The 22,234-nt window shown below is 61.3% G+C and carries 20 protein-coding genes; 5 read left to right on the forward strand and 15 right to left on the reverse strand.

The window, feature by feature from the left end:
• Positions 1 to 85: 85 nt before the first annotated feature.
• The 10 genes from FHT28_RS13190 to FHT28_RS13235 form a co-directional block, all read right to left on the reverse strand.
• The gene (locus FHT28_RS13190; RefSeq protein ID WP_037195963.1) at positions 86 to 1,816 is read right to left on the reverse strand and encodes an ABC transporter substrate-binding protein; all 1,731 of its coding nucleotides are present in this window, start codon (positions 1,814 to 1,816) and stop codon (positions 86 to 88) included.
• A 68-nt stretch (positions 1,817 to 1,884) separates the two neighbouring features.
• Positions 1,885 to 2,172: a DUF2160 domain-containing protein gene (locus FHT28_RS13195; RefSeq protein ID WP_047553886.1), complete on the reverse strand. Its 288-nt coding sequence runs from the start codon at positions 2,170 to 2,172 to the stop codon at positions 1,885 to 1,887.
• Positions 2,173 to 2,184: 12 nt separating this feature from the next.
• The gene (locus FHT28_RS13200) at positions 2,185 to 3,057 is read right to left on the reverse strand and encodes a carbohydrate ABC transporter permease (RefSeq protein ID WP_234903919.1); all 873 of its coding nucleotides are present in this window, start codon (positions 3,055 to 3,057) and stop codon (positions 2,185 to 2,187) included.
• 47 nt (positions 3,058 to 3,104) lie between these two features.
• The gene (locus tag FHT28_RS13205; RefSeq protein ID WP_047553883.1) at positions 3,105 to 3,977 is read right to left on the reverse strand and encodes a sugar ABC transporter permease; all 873 of its coding nucleotides are present in this window, start codon (positions 3,975 to 3,977) and stop codon (positions 3,105 to 3,107) included.
• 2 nt (positions 3,978 to 3,979) lie between these two features.
• A complete protein-coding gene (locus FHT28_RS13210; protein ID WP_037195970.1) occupies positions 3,980 to 5,050 on the reverse strand; it encodes an ABC transporter ATP-binding protein in 1,071 nt (356 codons plus the stop codon).
• Between the two features lie 15 nt (positions 5,051 to 5,065).
• Positions 5,066 to 6,148, reverse strand: a complete 1,083-nt coding sequence (locus FHT28_RS13215; RefSeq protein WP_092573253.1) for an ABC transporter ATP-binding protein — start codon at positions 6,146 to 6,148, stop codon at positions 5,066 to 5,068.
• Positions 6,149 to 6,748: 600 nt separating this feature from the next.
• Positions 6,749 to 7,777 (reverse strand): CorA family divalent cation transporter, encoded by a 1,029-nt coding sequence (locus tag FHT28_RS13220; protein ID WP_168596476.1) that lies wholly within the window; start codon positions 7,775 to 7,777, stop codon positions 6,749 to 6,751.
• A 377-nt stretch (positions 7,778 to 8,154) separates the two neighbouring features.
• On the reverse strand, positions 8,155 to 8,796 hold the full coding sequence (locus FHT28_RS13225; RefSeq protein WP_168596477.1) for a ThuA domain-containing protein: 642 nt from the start codon (positions 8,794 to 8,796) through the stop codon (positions 8,155 to 8,157).
• 24 nt (positions 8,797 to 8,820) lie between these two features.
• Entirely contained in the window at positions 8,821 to 9,921 is a 1,101-nt protein-coding gene (locus tag FHT28_RS13230; protein WP_168596478.1) for a Gfo/Idh/MocA family oxidoreductase, read from the reverse strand.
• Positions 9,922 to 9,961: 40 nt separating this feature from the next.
• Complete coding sequence (locus tag FHT28_RS13235; protein ID WP_047553874.1) at positions 9,962 to 11,164, reverse strand: ROK family transcriptional regulator; 1,203 nt, start codon at positions 11,162 to 11,164, stop codon at positions 9,962 to 9,964.
• A gap of 220 nt (positions 11,165 to 11,384) precedes the next feature.
• Between FHT28_RS13235 and FHT28_RS13240 the strand changes: the two genes are divergently transcribed.
• From FHT28_RS13240 to ugpC, 4 genes are all read left to right on the forward strand, one after another.
• Positions 11,385 to 12,686 (forward strand): extracellular solute-binding protein, encoded by a 1,302-nt coding sequence (locus tag FHT28_RS13240; RefSeq protein ID WP_037195980.1) that lies wholly within the window; start codon positions 11,385 to 11,387, stop codon positions 12,684 to 12,686.
• A gap of 306 nt (positions 12,687 to 12,992) precedes the next feature.
• Positions 12,993 to 13,931: a sugar ABC transporter permease gene (locus tag FHT28_RS13245; protein ID WP_047553871.1), complete on the forward strand. Its 939-nt coding sequence runs from the start codon at positions 12,993 to 12,995 to the stop codon at positions 13,929 to 13,931.
• Positions 13,924 to 14,772 carry a carbohydrate ABC transporter permease gene (locus FHT28_RS13250; RefSeq protein WP_047637711.1) on the forward strand — a complete coding sequence of 283 codons (849 nt, stop codon included), beginning with the start codon at positions 13,924 to 13,926 and terminating at the stop codon, positions 14,770 to 14,772. The genes FHT28_RS13245 and FHT28_RS13250 overlap by 8 nt, the downstream gene beginning before the upstream one ends.
• 20 nt (positions 14,773 to 14,792) lie before the next feature.
• The gene (gene ugpC / locus FHT28_RS13255) at positions 14,793 to 15,863 is read left to right on the forward strand and encodes a sn-glycerol-3-phosphate ABC transporter ATP-binding protein UgpC (RefSeq protein WP_037195988.1); all 1,071 of its coding nucleotides are present in this window, start codon (positions 14,793 to 14,795) and stop codon (positions 15,861 to 15,863) included.
• Here the strand turns inward: ugpC and FHT28_RS13260 are convergent.
• The 4 genes from FHT28_RS13260 to FHT28_RS13275 all read right to left on the reverse strand — a co-directional run bounded on the left by FHT28_RS13260 (position 15,860) and on the right by FHT28_RS13275 (position 20,903).
• Positions 15,860 to 16,237 carry a DUF427 domain-containing protein gene (locus FHT28_RS13260; protein ID WP_037195990.1) on the reverse strand — a complete coding sequence of 126 codons (378 nt, stop codon included), beginning with the start codon at positions 16,235 to 16,237 and terminating at the stop codon, positions 15,860 to 15,862. The two genes, ugpC and FHT28_RS13260, sit on opposite strands and share 4 nt — an antisense overlap.
• Positions 16,238 to 16,483: 246 nt before the next feature.
• On the reverse strand, positions 16,484 to 18,313 hold the full coding sequence (locus FHT28_RS13265) for a M23 family metallopeptidase (protein ID WP_168596479.1): 1,830 nt from the start codon (positions 18,311 to 18,313) through the stop codon (positions 16,484 to 16,486).
• A 132-nt stretch (positions 18,314 to 18,445) separates the two neighbouring features.
• Complete coding sequence (locus FHT28_RS13270) at positions 18,446 to 19,804, reverse strand: Nramp family divalent metal transporter (RefSeq protein ID WP_037195996.1); 1,359 nt, start codon at positions 19,802 to 19,804, stop codon at positions 18,446 to 18,448.
• A 349-nt stretch (positions 19,805 to 20,153) separates the two neighbouring features.
• On the reverse strand, positions 20,154 to 20,903 hold the full coding sequence (locus tag FHT28_RS13275) for a tryptophan 2,3-dioxygenase family protein (protein ID WP_037196178.1): 750 nt from the start codon (positions 20,901 to 20,903) through the stop codon (positions 20,154 to 20,156).
• Positions 20,904 to 21,054: 151 nt separating this feature from the next.
• Between FHT28_RS13275 and FHT28_RS13280 the strand changes: the two genes are divergently transcribed.
• Complete coding sequence (locus FHT28_RS13280; RefSeq protein ID WP_037196181.1) at positions 21,055 to 21,525, forward strand: Lrp/AsnC family transcriptional regulator; 471 nt, start codon at positions 21,055 to 21,057, stop codon at positions 21,523 to 21,525.
• On the opposite strand, the gene FHT28_RS13285 is transcribed toward FHT28_RS13280, so the two are convergent.
• Complete coding sequence (locus FHT28_RS13285; protein ID WP_047637713.1) at positions 21,526 to 22,149, reverse strand: TetR family transcriptional regulator; 624 nt, start codon at positions 22,147 to 22,149, stop codon at positions 21,526 to 21,528.
• Positions 22,150 to 22,234 lie beyond the last annotated feature (85 nt).

The following is a 22,234-nucleotide window of genomic DNA, read 5'->3' on the forward strand; positions in this document are numbered from 1 at the left end:
AGAAGTGTTTGGGCTGGGAACAGCAAAATGCCGGGGCCTTTTCAGACCCCGGCACAGCCGCATCTCCTCAATCGATCGATCGGGTTTATTTGGCCGAGTCGGCCCAGCTCTTCACCAGTTCGTCGTAGTTGACGGTGACCGGCTTTTCCTTCTCGGTCGCGATCTTCAGCTGCGGAGCGAGATGGCCGTTCTTGACGGCATCGGCGTTCCAGTAGGCGAGATCGTGTTCCTCGGCGAGCTTCGGGCCGATATCGCCCTGAACGCCGGCGCGTTCGATGCGCTGCATCACCTTTTCCTGGTCGGCGCAAAGGGCGTCCATGGCGCCTTGTGCGTCCTTGGCACCCGATGCGGCATCGCCGATCGCCTGCCACCAGAGCTGTGCCAGCTTTGGATAATCAGGAACGTTCGTGCCGGTCGGCGACCATTGCACGCGTGCCGGCGAGCGGTAGAACTCGATCAGACCGCCGAGTTCCGGCGCACGCTTGGTGAAGCTTTTGTCGCGGATGGTGGATTCGCGGATGAAGGTGAGGCCGACATGGCTCTTCTTCACGTCCACCGTTTTCGAAGTCACGAACTGCGCGTAGAGCCATGCGGCCTTGGCGCGATCGACCGGCGTCGATTTCATCAGCGTCCAGGAACCGACGTCCTGATAGCCGAGCTTCATGCCGTCTTTCCAGTAGACGCCATGCGGAGACGGTGCCATTCGCCACTTCGGCTTGCCGTCGGCGTTCATGACCGGCAGGCCGGGCTTGACCATGTCGGCGGTGAAGGCCGTGTACCAGAAGATCTGCTGGGCGACGTTGCCCTGCGCCGGAACCGGACCGGATTCCGAGAACGTCATGCCCTGGGCTTCCGGCGGTGCATAGGCCTTCAGCCAATCGAGATATTTCTGGATGGAGTAGACGGCAGCGGGGCCGTTGGTGTCGCCGCCGCGGGCGACGCAGGAGCCGACAGGGCGGGAATTGGCATCGACCTTGATGCCCCATTCGTCGACGGGCAGGCCGTTCGGCAGGCCCTTGTCGCCGTTGCCGGCCATGGAAAGCCAGGCATCGGTGAAGCGCCAGCCGAGCGATGGGTCCTTCTTGCCATAGTCCATATGGCCGAAGACCTTCTTGCCGTTGACGTCGCGGCCGGTGAAGAACTGGGCGATATCCTCATAGGCCGACCAGTTGACCGGCACGCCGAGATCGTAGCCGTACTTGGCCTTGAAATCGGCCTTGTTCTTCTCGTCGTTGAACCAGTCGTAGCGGAACCAATAGAGGTTGGCGAACTGCTGGTCGGGAAGCTGGTAGAGCTTCTTGTCCGGAGCGGTGGTGAAGCTGGTGCCTATGAAATCAGGGATATCGATGCCGGGATTCGTGACGTCCTTGCCCTCGCCCGCCATCCAGTCGGTCAGGTTGCGCACCTGCTTGTAGCGCCAATGGGTGCCGATCAGGTCGGAATCGTTGACCCAGCCGTCATAGAGGTTCTGGCCGGTCTGCATCTGCGTCTGGATCTTTTCGACGACGTCGCCTTCCTGGATGACGTCATGCGTGACCTTGATGCCGGTGATGGCGGTGAAGGCCGGTGCCAGAACCTGCGATTCGTACTGGTGGGTCGTCAGCGTTTCCGAGACGACCTTGATCTCCATGCCCTGGAAGGGCTTGGCCGCGTCGATGAACCACTGCATTTCCTTTTCCTGGTCGGCGCGCGAGAGCGTCGAGAGATCGCCGATCTCCTTGTCCAGGAATGCCTTGGCTTCGTTCATGCCGGCATGAGCCGTGCCGGCCAAGGCCAGCAGGGCGACTGCCGTCGTCGTTAAGAGATGTCTTCGCATAAATTCCTCCCTACAGGTTGCGAGTATATTCCCAGGCGGCCAGACCCCGGCCTCCGTACCAGTTTGCTTCAGACCAGACGGAAGACGCCGATGGCGTAGACCACGGAAAGAGCAAGAGCCCACCACAGGCTGGGGCCTCCCAGGCCCAGCCAGGCGATGTGGATGAAGGCGGCGCCGAGCAGCGAGATGAACAGCCGGTCGCCGCGTGTCGTTTCGAAATGCAGGATGCCGACGCGCGGATTGCCGCCGGGCGAAACATATTCCCAGACCGCCATGCCGATCAGCAGCACCAGGATCGTCGAGAAAAACAGCGCTGTCGGCAGCGTCCAGGCCATCCAGGAGAAATCTGTGTTCATGGCGGTTTCCCTTCAGACGCGGCCGAGCGCGAAGCCCTTGGCGATGTAGTTGCGGACGAAATAGATGACGAGCGCGCCGGGGACCAAGGTCAGCACGCCGGCGGCGGCAAGCAGGCCCCAGTCCATGCCCGAGGCCGAGACCGTTCGCGTCATGATGGCGGCGATCGGCTTGGCGTCGGTCACCGTCAGCGTGCGGGCGATCAAAAGCTCGACCCAAGAGAACATGAAGCAGAAGAAGGCGGCGACGCCGATGCCGCTGGCGATCAGCGGAATGAAGATTTTGATGAAGAAGCGCGGGAACGAATAGCCGTCGATATAGGCTGTCTCGTCGATCTCCTTCGGCACGCCGGACATGAAGCCTTCGAGGATCCAGACTGCGAGCGGCACGTTGAACAGGCAATGCGCCAATGCCACTGCGATATGGGTGTCGATCAGGCCGAAGGCGGAATAGAGCTGGAAGAAGGGCAGCGCGAACACCGCCGGCGGCGCCATGCGGTTCGTCAGCAGCCAGAAGAACACGTGCTTGTCGCCGAGGAAGCGGTAGCGTGAGAAGGCATAGGCCGCGGGAAGGGCGCAGGCAACCGAGATCACCATGTTCATGACGACATAGGTGATCGAGTTGATATAGCCCTTGTACCAGGACGGATCGGTGAAGATGATCGTGTAATTGCGCAGTGTCGGCGCGTGCGGATAGAGCGTCAACCCGTTGACGATCTCCTCGTTGGTCTTGAAGCTCATGTTGACGAGCCAGTAGATCGGCAGGAGCAGGAAGACGATGTAGATCGCCGGCACCAGCCAGGACCATCGGCCCTTCTCGCTCTGCCTACGCGCAACCTGCGCGCCGGCAGCGGCGGCATTGCCTGTTGTCGCGCCGGAGACTGCCATCTTGTGCAGCGCGGCGTCGTCGGCCGTGGTGGACAGGGGTTTGCCGCTCATTGGCTTGCTCCCGCATCGTAATTGGTCATGACGGTGTAGAAGACCCAGGACAGAAGCAGCACGATAAGGAAGTAGACGAGCGACATGGCCGCCGCCGGGCCGAGGTCGAACTGGCCGAGCGCCATCTTCACGAGATCGATCGACAGGAAGGTCGTCGAGTTGCCCGGTCCGCCGCCGGTGACGACGAAGGGTTCGGTATAGATCATGAAACTATCCATGAAACGCAGCAGCACGGCGATCAGCAGCACCCGGTTCATCTTCGGCAGCTGGATGTAGCGGAAGACGGACCAGCGCGAGGCGCCGTCGATCTTGGCCGCCTGGTAGAAGGCGTCGGGAATGGAGGCGAGGCCGGCATAGCAGAGCAGCACGACGAGGCTCGTCCAGTGCCAGACGTCCATGAGGATGATCGTCGCCCAGGCGTCGACCGGATCGGAGACGTAGTTGTAGTCGATGCCGAGGCCGACGAGGACATAGCCCATCAGGCCAATGTCGCTGCGGCCGAAGACCTGCCAGATCGTGCCGACGACGTTCCAGGGAATCAGCAGCGGCAGGGCCATCAATACGAGGCAGACCGGCACGCCGACACCCTTCTTCGGCATATTAAGGGCGATGAAGATGCCGAGCGGCACTTCGATCGCCAGGATGACGAAGGAGAAGATCAGGTTGCGGAACATCGCATCCCAGAAACGGCCGGAATGCAGGATCTGCTCGAACCAGCTGGTGCCCGCCCAGAAGAAGACGTTGTTGCCGAAGGTATCCTGCACCGAATAGTTCACCACCGTCATCAAGGGAATGACGGCGGAAAAGCCGACCAGCAGCAGAACGGGAATGAGCATGAACCAGGCTTTGTTGTTCCAGGTCTTGTCCATCGTCAGGCTCCCATCTCGATGCGCCAGGAGTCGGCGTAGATATTGATGCCGGCGGGATCGAAGGCGATATGCGGCTCGGCCGGCACCGCCTGGTCCTCGCCGATGACAGCGACGATATCCTGACCATCCAGCTTAGCGCGGACCACCTTGCGGCGGCCGAGATCCTCGACCTTGGTGACGGTGGCGGGAATGCCCTCGCGGCCGATGCGGACGAATTCCGGACGGATGCCGAGTTCGGAGCGGCCGGCGCGTTTTTCCAGCAGCGCGCCGGGCAACATGATCGTACGGTTGCCGAGGCGCGCGTTGCGGCCTTCGATTTCGACCGGCATGACATTCATGCCCGGCGAGCCGATGAAATAGCCGACGAAGGTATGGCGCGGGCGTTCGAACAGGTCGTTCGGCGTGCCGATCTGCACCACCTCGCCATTGTACATGACAACCACCTTGTCGGCGAAAGTCAGCGCTTCCGTCTGGTCGTGGGTGACGTAGACCATGGTAAAGCCGAAGCGACGATGGAGCTGTTTCAGCTGCGAACGCAGCACCCACTTCATATGCGGGTCGATGACCGTCAGCGGCTCGTCGAAGAGGATCGCGTTGACATCGGAGCGCACGAGACCGCGGCCGAGCGAGATCTTCTGCTTGGCGTCGGCCGTCAGCCCGCGCGCCTTGCGATGAGCGCTGTCGGAAAGGCCGATCATTTCGATGATCTCATCGACCTTGCGCTTTACGTCGGCTTCCGGAACATGCCGGTTGCGCAGCGGGAAGGCGAGGTTGTCGTAGACGGTCATCGTGTCGTAGACGACCGGGAACTGGAAGACCTGGGCGATGTTGCGCTCCTGGGTCGATAGCCGGGTCACGTCCTTGCCGTCGAACAGGATGCGGCCCTCGGAGGCTTGCACCAGGCCCGAGACGATATTGAGCAAAGTGGTCTTGCCGCAGCCGGACGGTCCGAGCAGCGCATAGGCGCTGCCGTCTTCCCAGCTATGGTTCACTTCCTTCAGCGCGTAGTCCGCATCGGATTTGGGATGGTCGTTGTAGGCGTGCCTGATGTGGTCAAGATCGATACGTGCCATTGGCGATGTCTCTCCTCAGGCGGCTTGTTGCAGGTCGGGAGCGACGGCGGCGCCATCGGTGTCGAAGACCATGATGTGGCGGGGGTCGATATAGACATCGATCGCATCATCGACGTCGATATCCTGGACGCCCTGGGTCAGCATCACCCAGCGCCGACCGGAAAAATCGAGATGGATGAAGCTTTCCGAGCCGGTGATCTCGGTTACCATCACTTTCGCCGGCGCGGCGACGGCTTCCGGCGTCTGCGGCGCAAGGGCCAGGTGATGCGGCTGGAAGGCGATCGTGTAGCGGCCGTCCGGCTGGCTTTCGAGGCCTTGCGGCACGGGCAGGTGGATATTCTCGTCCAGCACGAATTCCCTGCCGCGCTTGTTCAGAATTATGGTGTTCAGCGGCGGATCGGCGAAGGTGGTCGCGGTGATCAGGTCCTTCGGATTGCGGAAGACTTCGATCGTCGATCCGAACTGTGTGATGCGTCCCTCCGACAGGGTCGCGGTATTGCCGCCAAGGAGCAGCGCCTCGGAGGGCTCGGTGGTGGCGTAGACGAAGATGGCGCCGGATTCGGCGAAAATCTTCGGCAGCTCGGCGCGCAATTCCTCGCGCAGCTTGTAATCGAGATTGGCGAGCGGTTCGTCGAGCAGCACCAGCCCTGCCTTCTTGACGATGGCGCGGGCAAGCGCCGTGCGCTGCTGCTGGCCGCCGGAGAGGCTGAGCGGCAGGCGATCGAGGAAGGGGCCGAGCCGCAGGATGTCGGCGGCCTTCTTCACTTCCCGGTCGATGGTTGCCGCATTCGCGCCGCTGAGGCGCATGGGCGAGGCGATATTGTCGTAGACCGTCATGGCGGGGTAGTTGATGAACTGCTGGTAGACCATGGCGACGTTGCGGCGCTGTACCGGCAGGCCGGTGACGTCGGCACCGTCGACATGGATCGTGCCCGTGGTCGGCTTGTCGAGGCCGGCCATCAGCCGCATCAGCGATGTCTTTCCCGAAAGCGTCGGCCCAAGAAGCACGTTCAGCGTGCCGCGCTGCAGCGTCAGGTTCGTTTCCGCAATATGCGTCTCGCCGGTGACCGACTTCGAGACGCCTTTGAGTTCAAGCACGATAGATTCCCTCCATGCGTCGCAGGCCGATGCCGCCACGAGGATTTCAAGAAGACTGATCCGTCCGGATCGGGCTATACCTTCACCGGGTGCCGTCTATTGCCGAGGCTATGGTCGTAGAAAGAATTGCATCGATCCGCCTGCGCTAACGTCGCGGCAGCGAAAACCAAGGTGCGCGAGGTTGATGGCGGCGGTGCGGCTTGCTGTGCCGTACTTCGTGCCATTTCCGATGCGGATCTGATGTCTGGACAATGATACCTCCCCCGTTTCGATTTGCACCCCTCACGCGAAAACCGAAACAAGAATGACGATAAATGAAGATAAAGGAATGTCAAACGAAAACTGGTCGCGTTTCAGTTTCGCTTCATAAATCTCGCCCAGGTCTTATTTTAGCAAAAAATAACAATACGGATAACCGATTGATCGGGATTGGAAATATAAGGAAACCATATTTCAGACCCGAAAGGCGGGTGGATGGTTTCAGGCTGCTCAGGCACCTTTGATCGCCTGGCCAATGCTCGGCTCGTCGGCCGGGATTGCCTGCTGCCTATTCGAAAGGATTGCCTGCGCCATGGGCTTGGCCGAACCGAGAGCCGGGCGTTAAAGCCAGTTGATGCGCTTCAGCACCCAGAGGGTGGCGATCGATGTGATCGTCACGAAGAGGACGATGACGACGAAGGCCCAGGTGTCGTTGACGCCGGGAATGCCGCCGACATTCATGCCGAACAGGCCGGCCACCACGCTCGGCGGCAGGAGCAGGGCAGCTAGGGCGGCGAGGCGGTTGGAATTGCTGGCGATGCGCTCGCTAATGATGGTCGACAGGTCGTCATGCAGGATGCTGGTGCGATCGCGGATGGCGTCGAGATACTCGATATAGCGCATCAGCTTGTCGATGACCTCGCGCAGGCGCAGCTTATCGCGTTCGGCAAGCCAGGGCGCGTCGTCATGTTCGATGCGGTTCAGCGCATCGCGTTGCGGCGCCAGGTAACGGCGCAGCTGCACGGCGCGGCGGCGCAGCAGCTTCAGGCGTTCGCGCACCTGACCGGCCTCGCCGTGAAAGATCAGCTCATCGAGCTCATCCACCTCTTCGTCCATGGCGTCGAGCACGGGTTCGAGATCGCGCACCAGCTTGTCGGCGATCAGGGCGAGCAGCTCACCGGAACGCTGCGGCCCCTTTTTCTTCTCCAGCGACAGGCGGATATCGCGCAGCGCCGTGATGTAGTGGCCGCTGTCGCGCAGGGAGACGATGCGATTGCCATCGACCCAGAGATGCAGAGGCACCAGATCGATATCGGCGGGCTTCTGCGTCGTGCCATCGGGCGATGTCGCGCAGACGCCGCGCAGGATGATCAACAGTCCGTCGCCTACCGGTTCGACACGCGGGCGAGATTCTTCTTCCAGCAGCGCCTCGACCACGAAAGGATCAAGATTGCTCCTGTGGGTGATCCAATCGGCGGTCGCCGGATGGTCGCGCTCAAAATGCAGCCAGGTGACGCCCTCTCCGGGCTTGCAGGAACCGACCTGATCCATGCTGAGCTGCCTGCAGCCACCATGCCCGTCGAGCAGGGAGGCGAAACGCAATCCCGGTTCGGTGCCGTAGCTGACCGACGAGCTGTTGGGTGCTTCCATGGCGCCTTGATCCATCCCGCCCCCATGGCAACGAAAAGCGCAAGCAGCACAAGAGTTTGTGGCTTGCTGGCGGTATTTTATCAGTTCGGGTCAAGGTAGCAAGGTGAAGGGTGACCGGCTTCTCATGCCGGTATGAGGTATGGGGCCACTAAAGTTCCTGAAGCCTCCTGGGCCCCTCATCCAGCCTATCGGCCACCTTCTCCCGGTCGGCACGGGGAGAAGGGGATGGGGCACCCGCAGCCTTCCTTCCAGCCTATCGAGAGGCGAGGGACCGGGATCGTCCCCTCTCCCCGCGCGCGGGGAGAGGGCTAGGGTGAGGGGCAACTCTTGCTCGCATTAAATGAGGGGCAATCCTTGCCAGAAAGAGGCAGGCGCCCTCAGCGCGCCGCCCAGTTGGCGCCGCGGCGGAAGATCGTTTTCATCTGAGGCACGTCGAATTCCTTGGCCTGGTGGCCGAGCGAGGAATAGAAGACGCGGCCCTTGCCGTATTTGCGCTTCCAGGCCACCGGCATGACGACGCCGTCGATCCAGTAGGCGTGCTCGCCGGTGAAGGTCGTGGTCGCCAGCACCTCGTTCGACGGATCGACATGCATGTAATATTGCTCGGACGCGTAGGGGAAATCGGTGATTCCTTCCATGATCGGATCGTCCGGGCGGGTTATGTTGACGGTATAGTCGATGATGTTGCCGGGATGGGCGACCCATTGGCCACCGATGATAAACTGGTACTCGACGCTCTCTCGGAATGAGTCGCCGGCGCCGCCGTGATAGCCGGCGATGCCGACGCCGCTCTCGATCGCGGCGGCAAGATTTTTCACCTCTTCCTTCTCGATCTTCGACATGGTGACGATCGGCACGATCAGGCTGAGATCGTGGATCGAGGGATCGGCAAAGGCTTCGGTGCTGTTTTCGAGATAGACCTTGAAGCCGTCCTCCTCCAGCATATCGCGGATGATATGGGCGCATTCCTGCGGCTCGTGGCCGCTCCAGCCGCCCCAGACGATAAGTGCTTCACGCATGATATTCCTCCTGAAATTGCGCGGTTAGCGGCCGATTTTTCCGTCCACGAGGGATTCGGACAGCGGGGCCGGACGTTCCGTTTGCGTCGTTATGGTGACCGTGCGCCCGCTATCGGACGCGGTCTGGAAGGCTTCCATGACCTCGAGCACGTGCAGCGCCAGGCTGCCATTGGCCCGGTGCGGACGGTTCGAGCGGATGGCATGCGCCATATCGGCGACGCCGAGAGAGCGGTAATTGCCGTCGGCATAGGGAGCCGTGATTTCGCGCTCCGCGAACTCGTCGCCTTTCTTCAGGAACTCGACGGGGCCGCCGAAGCGATTGGGGTCGGGCACGATCAAAGTGCCCTCGGTGCCGTAGACTTCGAGCGGCACATGCTTGTGGCCGGCGACGTCGAAGCTCATGCCGATCTGCACGACCGCGCCATTGGCAAAGGCCATGACGCCGGCGACGTGGGTCGCGACATGCACGGGGATGTGCTCGCCATTGCGCGGCTCGCTGGTGATGATGCGCTCCTTGCGCGGCGTCATAGCAAAACCTGCGACCTGTGAGACGGGGCCGAGCAGATTGACGAGGTCGGTGATGTAGTAGGGCCCCATGTCGAGCATGGGGCCGCCCCCGACTTCATAATAGAAGGCCGGATTCGGATGCCAGCGCTCGTGGCCGGGACACATGAAAGTGGCGGTGCCGCCGACCGGGATGCCGATTGCGCCTTCGTCGATGATGGCGCGGGCCGTCTGATGGCCGCCGCCGAGAAAGGTATCGGGCGCCGCGCCGATGCGCAGACCCTTGGCGGCAGCCGCGTCCGCAAGCTTCTTGCCTTCGGCGAAATTGATGCCAAGCGGCTTTTCCGAATAGGTGTGCTTGCCGGCATCCAGCGCCTGCAGGCCGACCGCGACATGCGCCTTCGGGATGGTCAGGTTGACGATGATCTCGACCGTGGGATCAGCGAGCAGGGCTGCGATCTCAACCGCCTTCAGGCCGAATTCGGCGGCCTTTGCCTCCGCAAGCTCGCGATTGAGGTCGGCGACGCCTTTGATGTCGAGAATGGGAAAGGATTTCATGGCGGTGAGATAGGCGCCGGAAATGTTTCCGCAGCCGATAATGCCGATGCCGACCTTGTTCATAGACTTCCTCCAGATAATTGTCTTTGCCTGTCCCCGAGGATCAGAGGGCCGGTGCCGGCCCTGTCGTGCCCCAGGGCGATTCGTAGAGTTCGCGCAGCGCGACGACGGCTGCGCCCTGCGCCCAGGTCTCGTCGGTCGATTGGTCGAATACCAGTTCGGTCACCCCCTTGATCGACGGCGGGATTGCCAGTGAATAGGCCTCCCGCAGGCTGTCGAGGAAGGGCTGGCCGAGCGCCAGGCTCGATCCCACAAGAATGACGCGCGGCGGGGCAAACAGCGTGACGATATTGGCGAGCGCCGTGCCGCAGGCTTCGCCGGCGCGGACCGCCGCGCCGATCAGCGTATTGTCTTCCGCCGCAATCAGCGTCTTGGCATGCGCCATGCCCTGCCCGAGACGGATCGCCTCTGCGAAGCGGCCGCTCGGCTGATCGCCGAGAATGGCGCTCTCGCCGGCAAGGCTCGCCAGTCTGACCGTGCCCTGCGGCCCGATGCCGAGAACGAGGTCACCGAGATTGTGGCTGAGGCCGCCGGCCCCGCGAAAGAGCTGGCCGCCATGCAGTACGCCCAGCCCCAGTGTCTGTTCCAGCGACACCAGCACCATGTCGTCAAGGTCCCGGGCCTTGCCGAACCAGTGATGGGCGAGCGTGATGGCGTGCGCATCGCTTTCGACGATGGTGGTGACGCCCAGCCGTTCGGACATTTCCCTGGCGAAATCGACGCCGGTTTCGCGGAAGATCGGGCTGGTGCGCACATGGCCGGTGCGATGTTCGACGACGCCGGGCAGGCCGAGACAGACCGAATCGATTTCATCAAGCGCCAGGTTGGCGTCGACGACACAGCGGCGCACGCCGTCCTCGATCAGATCGGCGATGACGCCGATCGGCTGCCGGTCGACGCGGAGCGCCAGCGTCAGCGTCGAAAGCACTTCGCCGCGAAAATCGGTGACGACGAAGACCATGCGGTTGGCGGCGATCTTCGCGCCGACGACGCGGGCGGCGTCCGGATTGAGTTCCAGCATGACGCGGGGCCGGCCTCGGGCGGCGGCCTCGCGCAGGTCGCCCTCCGTGCGCGCCAGGATCAGGCCGTCATCCAGCAACGACGCTGTTATCGCCGAGACCGTGGTGGTCGAAAGCTGGGTGCGCTCGCTGATTTCGATGCGTGCGATGGAGCCCGCCCGCCGGATCGTATCCAGCACGTTGAAGCGGTTTATCGCCCGCATGAGTTCGGGATCTGCTGTTTTCATGAGAATGGTGCCGGATGTCGGACCCGCTCGGCGGCGGCCTGGTATTTTTAACGGAATGCGTATTAAATAACCTATGCCAATTGCCCAATGTCAAGCCGTTTTACCGACGATCTGCCGAAAATTTAGCGATGGTGGTTGACATTTCAGCAAAGCTCCGTTGAATTAATCCGCATAAGGGAAAAAATATTGAGGCTCTTGGTTCCCTTGGGAGGAGAAAATCATGATCCATCTACGTGGGGCCAAGGCCCTTCGCATCGCCGCTATTGCCGCAACGACCGGATTGGCGATTCTGGCCGGCGTGTCGAGCGCTGCCGCCGACACCGTCGTCAAATGGCTTCATCTGGAAACCGATCCGACTTATGTTGCCGTCTGGCGCAAGATCGCCGATCAGTATGAGGCTAAACATCCCGGTACGAAGATCGAGATGCAGTTCCTGGCCAACGAGGCCTTCAAGGCGAAACTGCCGACACTATTGCAATCGAAGGACGCTCCCGATTTCTTCTTCAGCTGGGGCGGCGGCGTGCTGAAGCAGCAACAGCAGACCGGAACATTGCAGGACCTCACTGCGGCCATGAACGCCAAGGACGGTGCGTGGTCGAAGAGCTATAATCAGGCCGCCGTCAAAGGCCTGACCTTCGACAGCAAGATCAGCGCCGTGCCGTACAAAATGGGCACCGTTTCCTTCTTCTACAACAAGGCGCTCTTCGCCAAGGCTGGCGTCGATGCTAGCGCTATCAAGACCTGGGATGACTATCTGGCCGCGGTCAAGAAGATCAAGGCGGCCGGCATCGCGCCGATCGCCGGTGGCGGCGGCGAGAAGTGGCCGATCCATTTCTACTGGAGCTATCTGGTGATGCGCGACGGCGGCCAGCAGGTCTTCAGCGATGCCAAGAACGGCAAGGGCAACGGCTTCAACGATCCCGCTATCATCAAGGCCGGCGAGCAGCTCGCCGAACTCGGCAAGCTCGAACCCTTCCAGCCTGGCTATCTCGGCACCACCTGGCCGCAGGCGCTCGGTGTCTTCGGCGACGGCAAGGCTGCCATGATCCTCGGGTTCGAGAATACCGTCGCCAACCAGCGCACCAATGCCGGCGATGGCAAGGGCCTGGCGAACGACAATGTCGGCCGCTTCGCCTTTCCGGCCGTCACCGGTGGCGCTGGCCTTGGGACCGATACGCTCGGTGGCCTGAACGGTTGGGCCGTCACCAAGAAAGCTCCGCCCGAAGCGCTCGATTTCCTCGCTTATCTGACCAATGCGGAGAATGAGCGCACCATGGCGCAGGCTGGCATGATCATCCCGGTAGCTGTCGGCGCTGAAGACGGCGTCAAGGGTCCGCTGATGCATGAGGCTGCCGACCAGCTGGCGCATTCGACCTGGCACCAGAACTTCTTCGACCAGGATCTCGGCCCGTCCGTCGGTCGCGTGGTCAACGACGTGGCTGTCGGTATCGTCTCGGGCCAGGTCACCCCGAAGGATGGCGCGCAGCAGGTTCAGGAAGCCTTCGAGCAGGATCAGCTTTGATATCTTAGATCTTCGCCCCAACGGGGAGAAGGTGGATCGAGACGCTGAGCGAAGTGAAGCGGTGAGAGACCGATGAGGGGGGTGCGGCATATTCTTTGCGGCCCTTACGGTGCAACGCCCCCTCAACCTGCCCTTCGGGCGTCCTTCTCCCCGGCGGGGAGAAGGTGAAATGTGCCCTGGCGCCAATTTGTGGAATTCATCTGAATTTTGGCGTGACAATTGATCGGGTGAGCCGGCTCCTAATACCGGCTCGCCATTCCAAAGACGACGCGTGCTTCCCTGGAACTTCAGGGGTCAGGATTATCTATGACCGATGTCAGCGCCACGACCGCCATGCCCTCCGTCGCACGGGCGAAGCCCGCAGCGAAGCGAAAGTCGCCCGCCGCACGCGGTCGCATGCCGGTCATCCTACTGTTCCTGCCGCCAGCGCTTCTGCTTTTCACCATCTTCGTCATCCTGCCGATGGGGGAAGCGGCCTGGTACAGCCTCTATCGCTGGGACGGCTACGGTCCGCCCACTGAATTCGTCGGCCTGCGCAATTTCCAGGTGCTGTTCAAGAACGGCGCGTTCCTGACATCGCTCAAGAACAATGCGCTGATCATCGTGGTGTCGATCGCCATTCAGGTGCCGCTCGCGATCTGGCTGGCAACGATGCTCGCCAACCGCATCCGCGGCGTCGTGCTCTTCCGGCTGATCTTCTTCCTGCCCTATGTGCTGGCCGAAGTCGCTGCCGGCCTGATCTGGCGCTTCGTCTATGACGGTGACTACGGCCTCTTCGCCGCGATCGCCCATTTCCTCGGCACGCCCACGCCTTACGTGCTCGCCGACAAGGATCTGGCGATGTACGCGGTGCTCGGCGTGATCGTGTGGAAATATTTCGGCTTCCACATGATGCTGTTCATCGCCGGCCTGCAATCCCTCGACAAGAGCGTGCTGGAAGCCGCCGAGATCGATGGCGCCACCGGCTGGCAGAAGTTCCGTTACGTCACCCTGCCACTGCTCGGCTCGACGCTGCGTCTCTCCGTGTTCTTCGCCGTGGTGGGATCATTGCAGCTCTTCGACATGATCATGCCGCTCACCGGCGGCGGACCGTTCAACTCGACGCAGACGATGGTGACCTTTCTCTACAATTTCGGCGTCACCCGCATGCAGGTCGGCCTCGGCAGCGCCGTCGGCGTCGTGCTGTTCGTGATCTGCGTCACCCTCGCCTTCGGCTACAAACGGATATTTATGCGCAATGACTGATATGGCCACATCCGTTCGACTGAGCACCGGCACGAAGATCTATCTCTATGTGTCGCTCACCATCATCGCCGCCATCGTGCTGATCCCGCTGCTGACGACCGCGCTCGGCGGCTTCAAGTCGCTCGGCGATCTTCGCACCAATCCCTTCGGCCTGCCCGCCGAGTGGCATTTCGAGAATTATGCCGGCATCCTGTTCGGCGACCGCTACTGGCGGCAAATGATGAACTCTTTGATCATCGCCGTGTTGACCGTGTTCCTGACGGTATCGGTCTCGGCGATGGCAGCCTTCGCCTTCGCGCACGTAAAATTCTTCGGCTCGAACTTCCTGCTGAACTATTTCCTGATCGGCCTGATGTTTCCGGCCGCGACCGCCATCCTGCCGCTGTTCATCCGCATCCGGGATCTCGGCCTGCTCAACACCTATTGGGGCGTGGTGCTGCCGCAGGTCGCCTTCGGCCTCGGCATGAGCATTCTGCTTTTTCGCAATTACTTTCGCAACCTTCCGGAAGAATTGTTCCAGGCCGCCTTCGTTGATGGCTGCGGCTATATCCGCTTCTTCTGGCATATCTCGCTGCCGCTATCGCGGCCGATCATCGCCACGGTCAGCATCATTTCCTTCGTCGGCAGCTGGAACAGCTACATCCTGCCGCTGATCATGCTGAACTCGGATTCGATCTATCCCTGGCCGCTCGGCATGATGGTCTATAGCGGCGAATTCGGCACGGAGTGGGAGCTGGTGCTCGCCTTCATCACGCTGACCATCCTGCCCACCATCATCGTCTTCTTCCTGGCGCAGAAGCATATCATCGCCGGTCTTACCGCCGGCGCGGTGAAATCCTGAGCCCTATCGGAGCAAAAAGCATGGCATCCGTCGAACTGCACAATATCCACAAGGCCTATGGGGCGCTCACGGTCATCCACGATATCTCGCTGGCAATCGATGACGGCGAGTTCATCGCCCTCGTCGGCCCCTCAGGCTGCGGGAAATCGACCCTTTTGCGCATGATCGCCGGGCTTGAGGAAATCACCGACGGCGATGTGTCGATCGGCGGGCAGGTGGTCAATGGCATGACGCCGCGCGAGCGCAACATCGCCATGGTCTTCCAGTCCTATGCGCTCTATCCGCACATGACCGTCGCCGAGAACATGGGCTTCAACCTTAAGCTCTCGGGCGAGCCGAAGCCGGTTATCGAGCAGCGCGTCAACGAAGCGGCGCGCATGCTCGATCTCACCAAGCTGCTCGACCGCAAGCCGGCGCAGCTGTCCGGCGGCCAACGCCAGCGTGTCGCCATGGGCCGCGCCATCGTGCGCAATCCGGCCGTCTTCCTGTTCGACGAGCCGCTGTCCAACCTCGATGCCAAATTGCGGGTGCAGATGCGCTCGGAAATCAAGGCGCTGCATCAGAAGGTGCAGACGACGTCGATCTACGTGACTCACGACCAGATCGAGGCGATGACGCTTGCCGACCGCATCGTCGTCCTGAACCAGGGCAAGATCGAGCAGCAGGGCACGCCGATCGAGCTTTATCGCAAGCCGGCCAATCTCTTCGTCGCCGGCTTCATCGGCTCGCCGGCGATGAATTTCCTCGACGGTGTGGTCGATGGTGTGGATGGCGCCCCGGCCGTGCGGCTGAAGGATAGCACGTCGGTGCGCATCGCCGGCGAGCGCAAGGTGAAGCCGGGCCAGAGCGTGAAGATCGGCCTGCGGCCCGAGCATCTTAGCCTTGCGAGCGGCGGTTCGCCGCTCAGCGGCCAGACGCTGCTGGTCGAGCCGACCGGCGCCCAGACGCATGTGCTGTTCGACCTCGCCGGCGAGCAGGTAACGGCCGTCGTCGATGGCGAGGCGCCGGTGCGCTATGGTCAACCGCTGAATGTTTCCGTCAGCCCGGACCTGGTCTACGTCTTCGATGCGTCGAGCGGTCTGGCGCTTTAGCTGATGATGTCGATCACGTCGACGCGATCAGGGTAGAAGGCCATGTAGTCCTTGATCTGGCTGACCGAGGGATAGGGATTCTCATAGGTCCAGATCGCGTTCACAGAACGCTCGCCGCCGGCGGGGATGCTGTAATAGGAGCAGTCGCCCTTGTAGGGGCAGTAGGTTTCGTGGCTTGTTCTTTCCAGCAACGACAGGTCGACATCCTTGCGCGGGATATAGAGCACAGCCGGATAGGATGCCTCCTTGAGGGACAGCGCTTCGTGGGTGTCGGCGATCACCTTGCCGGCGACGGAAACGGTGACATGGGCATGCTTCTCTTCGATCGTGATGGGATGATCGGGACCGGGTGTTTTGACTGGCTTTTGCGACATCACGTGGCTCCTGGGGTGAGCGATGGTCGGGTGTGTCCGCCGATGTGGCGCTTTGTGCTTGGCCCTCTCCCCGCAGTGCGGGGAGAGGGCTAGGGTGAGGGGTCAGGTACAAAGCCGCGGCAACGGCGGAGGGCCTGACGATTTGCGTTCGGAAAGGGATATAGGAAGCGCAACGCCGATTGTCAGTGCTCGGTCGTAAATCTGCGCAACTGCGTCCGCAATCAGCCGAGCGCGCGCGACGGAGGCTTAAGGTGCGCCGAAGTGCTTCGGTCCGGGGCCGGCAGGCCCAGGTCCCGGCTCAAAGCCCGGGAAGGGCGGTGGCGGATCGTCGCGCGCCGGCGGCACGTCGAGATAGCTCATGATGTTTTCGACGTGGTTGACCTGGGAGCGCAGGCTGTCGAGCGATTTGCCCGTGAGATTGGTGCCGGCGGGCAATTGTGCCGTCAGCGGATTCTCATAGCGGCCGTTGACGCGCAGTTCATAGTAGAGATGCGGGCCGGTGGAGTAGCCGGTCGAGCCGACATAGGCGATGGTCTGGCCCTGGGTGACGCGCTGGCCGACGCGCAAATCCGACGGTGTTGCGGAAATATGGGCATAGGTGGTCTCATAGCCGCCGTCGTGGCGGATGCGCACATATTTGCCGTAGCCTGTTTCCCAGGAGATCTTTTCGACGACACCATCGCCGGCGGCCTGGATCGGGCTGCCCATCGGTGCGCGGAAATCGACGCCGTTATGGAATTTCTTCACGCCGAGAATGGGATGGATACGCCAGGCGAAACCGTCGCCAAGCGTGCCGTTCGGCACGGGACGGTGCACAAGCGACTTGGCGATCGAATGGCCGCCTTCATCGTAGAATTCCGAGGGCTCTTCGCCGCTATTCTTGTGCAGATAGAAGCGGTGCGTGTCGCCGTCGGCATGGAACTCGATGAACATCAACTCGTTCTTGCCTTCCTCCGCCTTGCGGAAGAGCAGATCGACGCTGTCGGGCGCATCTTCGACGCTCGTCAGCGAAATGCCCTTGGCCTTGGCAAGCTTGACGAGCTGCGAGGCGCATTCTCTGGTCAGGCCTGCCTTCTCGAGCTTGGCGCTAATTGTCGTCTCGTCGTTCCCGTCAACGTCCTTGAGATCGACGGCAGCTACCTCCGTCGAGGCAGGCAATTCGGCCTGGCTTTCGCTATAGAGCGTGGAAAACAGCTGGTCATTGGCCATCGGCACAAAGCTGTCCGCATCGTCGCGCGCGACGACGCGCTCGGGCGTCTTGTCGCCGCTGAGGCGGGCCATGATCAGCTTCGGGCGTGCGTTAGGCCCCTTCTTCTCCAGCAGCAGTTCCAGGCTGTCGCCGGGGGAAACCGTGTCGGTCTCAAGCGCACGTTGCAGCTCATCGCCGGCGTCGCTGCTGAGGCCCGCGGATGCCAGGATGTCCTGCAGATCCTGCTTGTCCTTCGGCATGGAAACGAGCTTGTGGAACTCGCGGCCAGACTCGCCCGTGGTTGCCCTCGAAACGCTGACATTCAGCGGAACGCCGCGAACGGGGAAGCGCGAGCGCCGAACGGCATCATAGTGCGTCGTCTGCGGATAGATACCATGGCGGATATCCGACAGCGACGGCGGCGAGAACACCACCTCCTCGGCACGTTCGCCGCCATAAGAGGCGTTGATGGCACCGAGATTGCCGTCTGAGTTTGCGGATTCCGCCGATTTGAAAACCAGCGTCGTGCGGTGATAGGTGAAAATGCGGGTTTCGCCGCTCGAGGTCTTCTCTGCCACCTGCGCGAAACGGGCACCATCGAAACGCTGTTTTGCAGCGGCGATGCGGGTGCTCTTGCGCAGCGCCGGCTGCGGGCGCGCAAGTTGGGCGGTGCGCATCGGCACGGCCTGTTCGATGGTATGATGCGCCAGCAATGGATAGAGCACGCTTGCGAGAAGGCCGAAGGAAGCGGTGCCGGCCAGGCTGATCGCGATCAGATGGCGAAGATGTGGAGAGCGAGGCAGAAACGGAATGTGAAATTCATGATGCGGCCGCGCCTGCATCGCAGCTTCTGCAGGAAATTGGACGCGCAATGGACTTTCGACCATGAAGTGAGGAACCCTGCAGACTGCGGTGGGCCCAAACTAGGGCAAATCATGGCGAAATCTAGGCAAATATTACGAGTCTGTTAATTGCCGTGATCGTCCACAGGTCCAGATTCGCGCGTTCCGGATGATTCGTCAACCGAAGATGGTGTCGTAGAGAAGCTTGAAGTTCAGCACCAGAATGATTGCCGCGACCAGCCAGGAGAGAATGGCAATACTTCTCGAGACGACGAATTTGCCCATTTTCTCGCGATTCGTGACGAATTGAACCAGCGGGATGACAGCAAAGGGCAGCTGCATGGACAGGACGACCTGGCTCAGCACGAGCAAATTGGCAGTGCCTTTTTCACCATAAATAGCGGTCACGAACACAACCGGAATAATTGCGAGGCCGCGGGTCAAAAGTCGCCTTGCCCAATGCGGAATCCGCAGGCGGAGGAAGCCTTCCATCACGATCTGGCCCGCGAGCGTCGCCGTAACGGTCGAATTGAGCCCTGAGGCGAGCAGCGCGACGGCAAACAACGTGGAGGCGATGCCGAGGCCGAGCAGCGGCGACAGCAGTTCGTATGCCTGACCGATCTCGGCAACGTCGGCATGGCCGCTGGTGTGGAAAGCGGCGGCAGCGACGATCAGGATCGCGGCGTTGACGAAGAGCGCCAGCATCAGGGCGATGGTGCTGTCGAGGGTTGCCCATTTGATGGCGTCGCGGCGGCCTTCGTCATTGCGCTTATAGGCGCGGGTCTGCACGATCGAGGAATGCAGGTAGAGATTATGCGGCATGACGGTCGCGCCGATGATGCCCATGGCGATGTAGAGCATCGCGGGATTGGTGACGATCTCGGGCGAGGGGATGAAGCCGTGGAGGATGCCTGCGACCGGAGGCGCGGCAGCGACGATCTGCACGGCAAAACAGGTGGCGATGACGACCAGCAGCGCGATGACGAAGGCTTCGAGATACCGGAAGCCCTTGTTCATCAGAAGCAGCAGCAGGAAGGCGTCGAGCGCGGTGATCAATGCGCCGCCGATCAGCGGAATTCCGAAGAGCAGCTGCAGAGCGATCGCCGTGCCGATGACTTCGGCGAGGTCGCAGGCGATGATGGCCAGTTCGCAGGCAAACCATAGAGCTAGGTTGACGGGCCGCGGATAGTGATCGCGACAGGCCTGGGCAAGATCGCGGCCGGTAACGATGCCGAGCCGGGCCGACAGTGCCTGCAGCAGGATCGCCATCAGGTTGGACAGCATGATGACGGCAAGCAGCGTGTAGCCGAATTGCGAGCCGCCCGCGATGTCCGTCGCCCAGTTGCCGGGGTCCATGTAACCGACGGAGATCATATAGCCCGGTCCGAGGAAGGCGATCAGGCGCCGAACCCAGGTGCCGGTATGGGGAACCTTGATGGTGGAATTGACTTCGGGAAGGCTTGGGCGGTCGTCCTCGTCGGCGCTCGCGAATTTCCATGCGCGGCCTTGCGCGGCGGCTTCCTGAATTTGCGTCATGCGGACTCCGGGAGGATCGAATTTTGAAGTGACTAAACAAATATGCTGGATATCAACATTATGCAATAGGCTATATTTCATGGTTTTGGCATTTTATCGGGCAGCAAAGCACCTTGCCTATGCCGTTGCCGCCGGAGTTGACGTCGCTGTTATTGTGGGGAGGAGAGGTTTCACGCTCGTGGAAGGAGGGTCCGCCGTCGGAAAGATCGTCGTCGACTATAGGCGATAACGACGCGCCTTGTGAGGAGGGACACATATCGCGCCAACCCCACTGTCGCGCTTGTGCGCGGGCAATGAAAACCTTCCGTCGCGTGACGCCGCGCGGCGGAAGGTTGCTTTCGGCCGTCGCCTATTCGGCGGCGTCATGCTTGGAAATGGAATCCCGGACCACACCATATTGGCTGCCCCAACGATCGGTCATCTCAGCGCGGATATCCCAGAGATCGGGAAAGAAGCGGTGACGGGCGCCGGCCTGCAACAGGTCGACCGGCCGGCCTTTCAGGGATTTCGAACCGAGCCCGATGGAACGCTGGATGAGATAGATGTGGTTGGCGCGGAATTTCTGGAACAGTTCGTCGAATTCCACCAAGGCTTCCGCGACCACGTAGCTGTCGCCGTGATCGTATTTGCCGTCGTAGATATCCTCGATCGTCAGTCCGGCGGCATCGAGATAGTGCGCCTTGAAGGCGTGCCAGAGATCTGGCGGCATGCGCAGCAGGAACTTGAAGCCGGGCGATTCCTGGCCGCTGCCATTGCCGAGCTGCAGGCGGATTTCCTGGTATTCCTTTGGCGACATGGTTTCCAGGAGGTCGAGCTGGGTCGTCATCATGCGCATGAGCCGATGCACGCGGCCCATGAGGGTTACGACGCGGTGCGTGTTGCGCTCCTCCATGAAGCCGATGACGTCGACCAGCGTGTAGGCGATGAGCTTCATCCAGAGCTCTTCCACCTGGTGAACGATCTGAAACTGCAATTCATCGCCGTTGACCATGCCGCTCAACGGCTTTTGACAGGCAAGCAGCTTGTCGCATTGCAGGTAGACGCCGTAGTCGCGCATGTCGGGCGCTTCGATACGGGCGTAGTATTCTTCCTTTTGCATCTTCGTTCCCTTTTCATCCGGCCCGCGGCCGCCAAGCATGTTTGCTCCTATCGAAGGATACGAAATTTCAGCTTGAACATTGTTCCAATTTGTCACCCAAAATTGGAAAACAGGAGTACGATCGATCATTTTCAGCGATATGGAAAGAACGATGAAATTGGACGCACTGGATCACAAGATCATTGCCGCGCTGGAGGCGGATGCCCGGATCTCGTTTGCCGCTCTCGCCGAGCTGGTCGGCCTCAGCAAGACGCCGTGCTGGAAGCGGGTGAAGGCGCTGGAGGAGGCGGGCGTGATCAGGGGGTACAGGACGGCGCTCGATCCGGCCCGGCTGGGTTTCGGCCTGGAGGCTTTCGTGCAGGTCTCGATCGATGTCGAGCGTTTCGATGTCTTCGAAGCCGCCGTGCGACGCCATCCGCTGATCTGGCGCTGTCATGCGACCACCGGCGAGGCCGATTATCTCCTGCATATTCTGGCCACCGACATGGCGGCGCTCGACTGGCTGCTGCGGCAGGAGCTCAACAGGCTGCCCGGCGTGCGGCACACCGTGACATCGATGTCGACCCGGGAGATCAAGTCGGACATCTCTCTTGCCGAAGCCATGCGGCACGCCCGCGAATAGTTACCGGTCTTGGCTGCGCCGCATCGAGCCGATCAGGCTGCGCACCAGCTTCTCGCCGACATCGACCACCGGAAACGACTTTCCCGATCGCAGCCATTCGGCAAAAAGACCGTTCATCGAGCATTGGAAGGCGCGGGCGGCGGTGTCGACGGTCCAGCCGCTCGCGAGCTTGCCTTGCTGGTCGGCCATGTCGATCAGCTTCTGCAGCTTTTCGTACATTTCGGCGTTGGCGGTGATGATGCGCTGGGCAGTCTCGGAGGGATCCTCGGTGAATTCGCAGCCGAGGATCATAATGGCAAAGACGCGCTGCTGATGCTCGTCATTCGCCAGGATATGCACGACCTCGATCGATGCCTGCTCGATCAGGCCCAGAGGATCGTCGTGGCCATGTTCCAGCGCATGATCGACGATCGCCTCCTGCGGCAGGCGGATTTCGCTATGCAGCGCCGTCAAAACCTCGGCCTTGTCCTTGAAATGCCAGTAGATCGCGCCGCGTGTTACGCCGGCACGCTGGGCGATCTTCTCGAGGCTGGAGCCGCTTACGCCGTTTTCATAGAAAACCGCGGCGGCGGCGGTCAGGACTTCCTCTCTGGTCTTGGCGGCATCTTCCTTGGTTCTGCGCATGCTCCTCCTCGAAGCTTCCTTGAGGCGAAAGGGGGTCATTCGCCTCATTCCATGTATTTGATTTCATACGCTAATATCTAAGCGC

The sequence above is a fragment of the Rhizobium sp. SG570 genome (genome assembly GCF_012275345.1).
GTDB lineage: Bacteria > Pseudomonadota > Alphaproteobacteria > Rhizobiales > Rhizobiaceae > Rhizobium > Rhizobium lusitanum.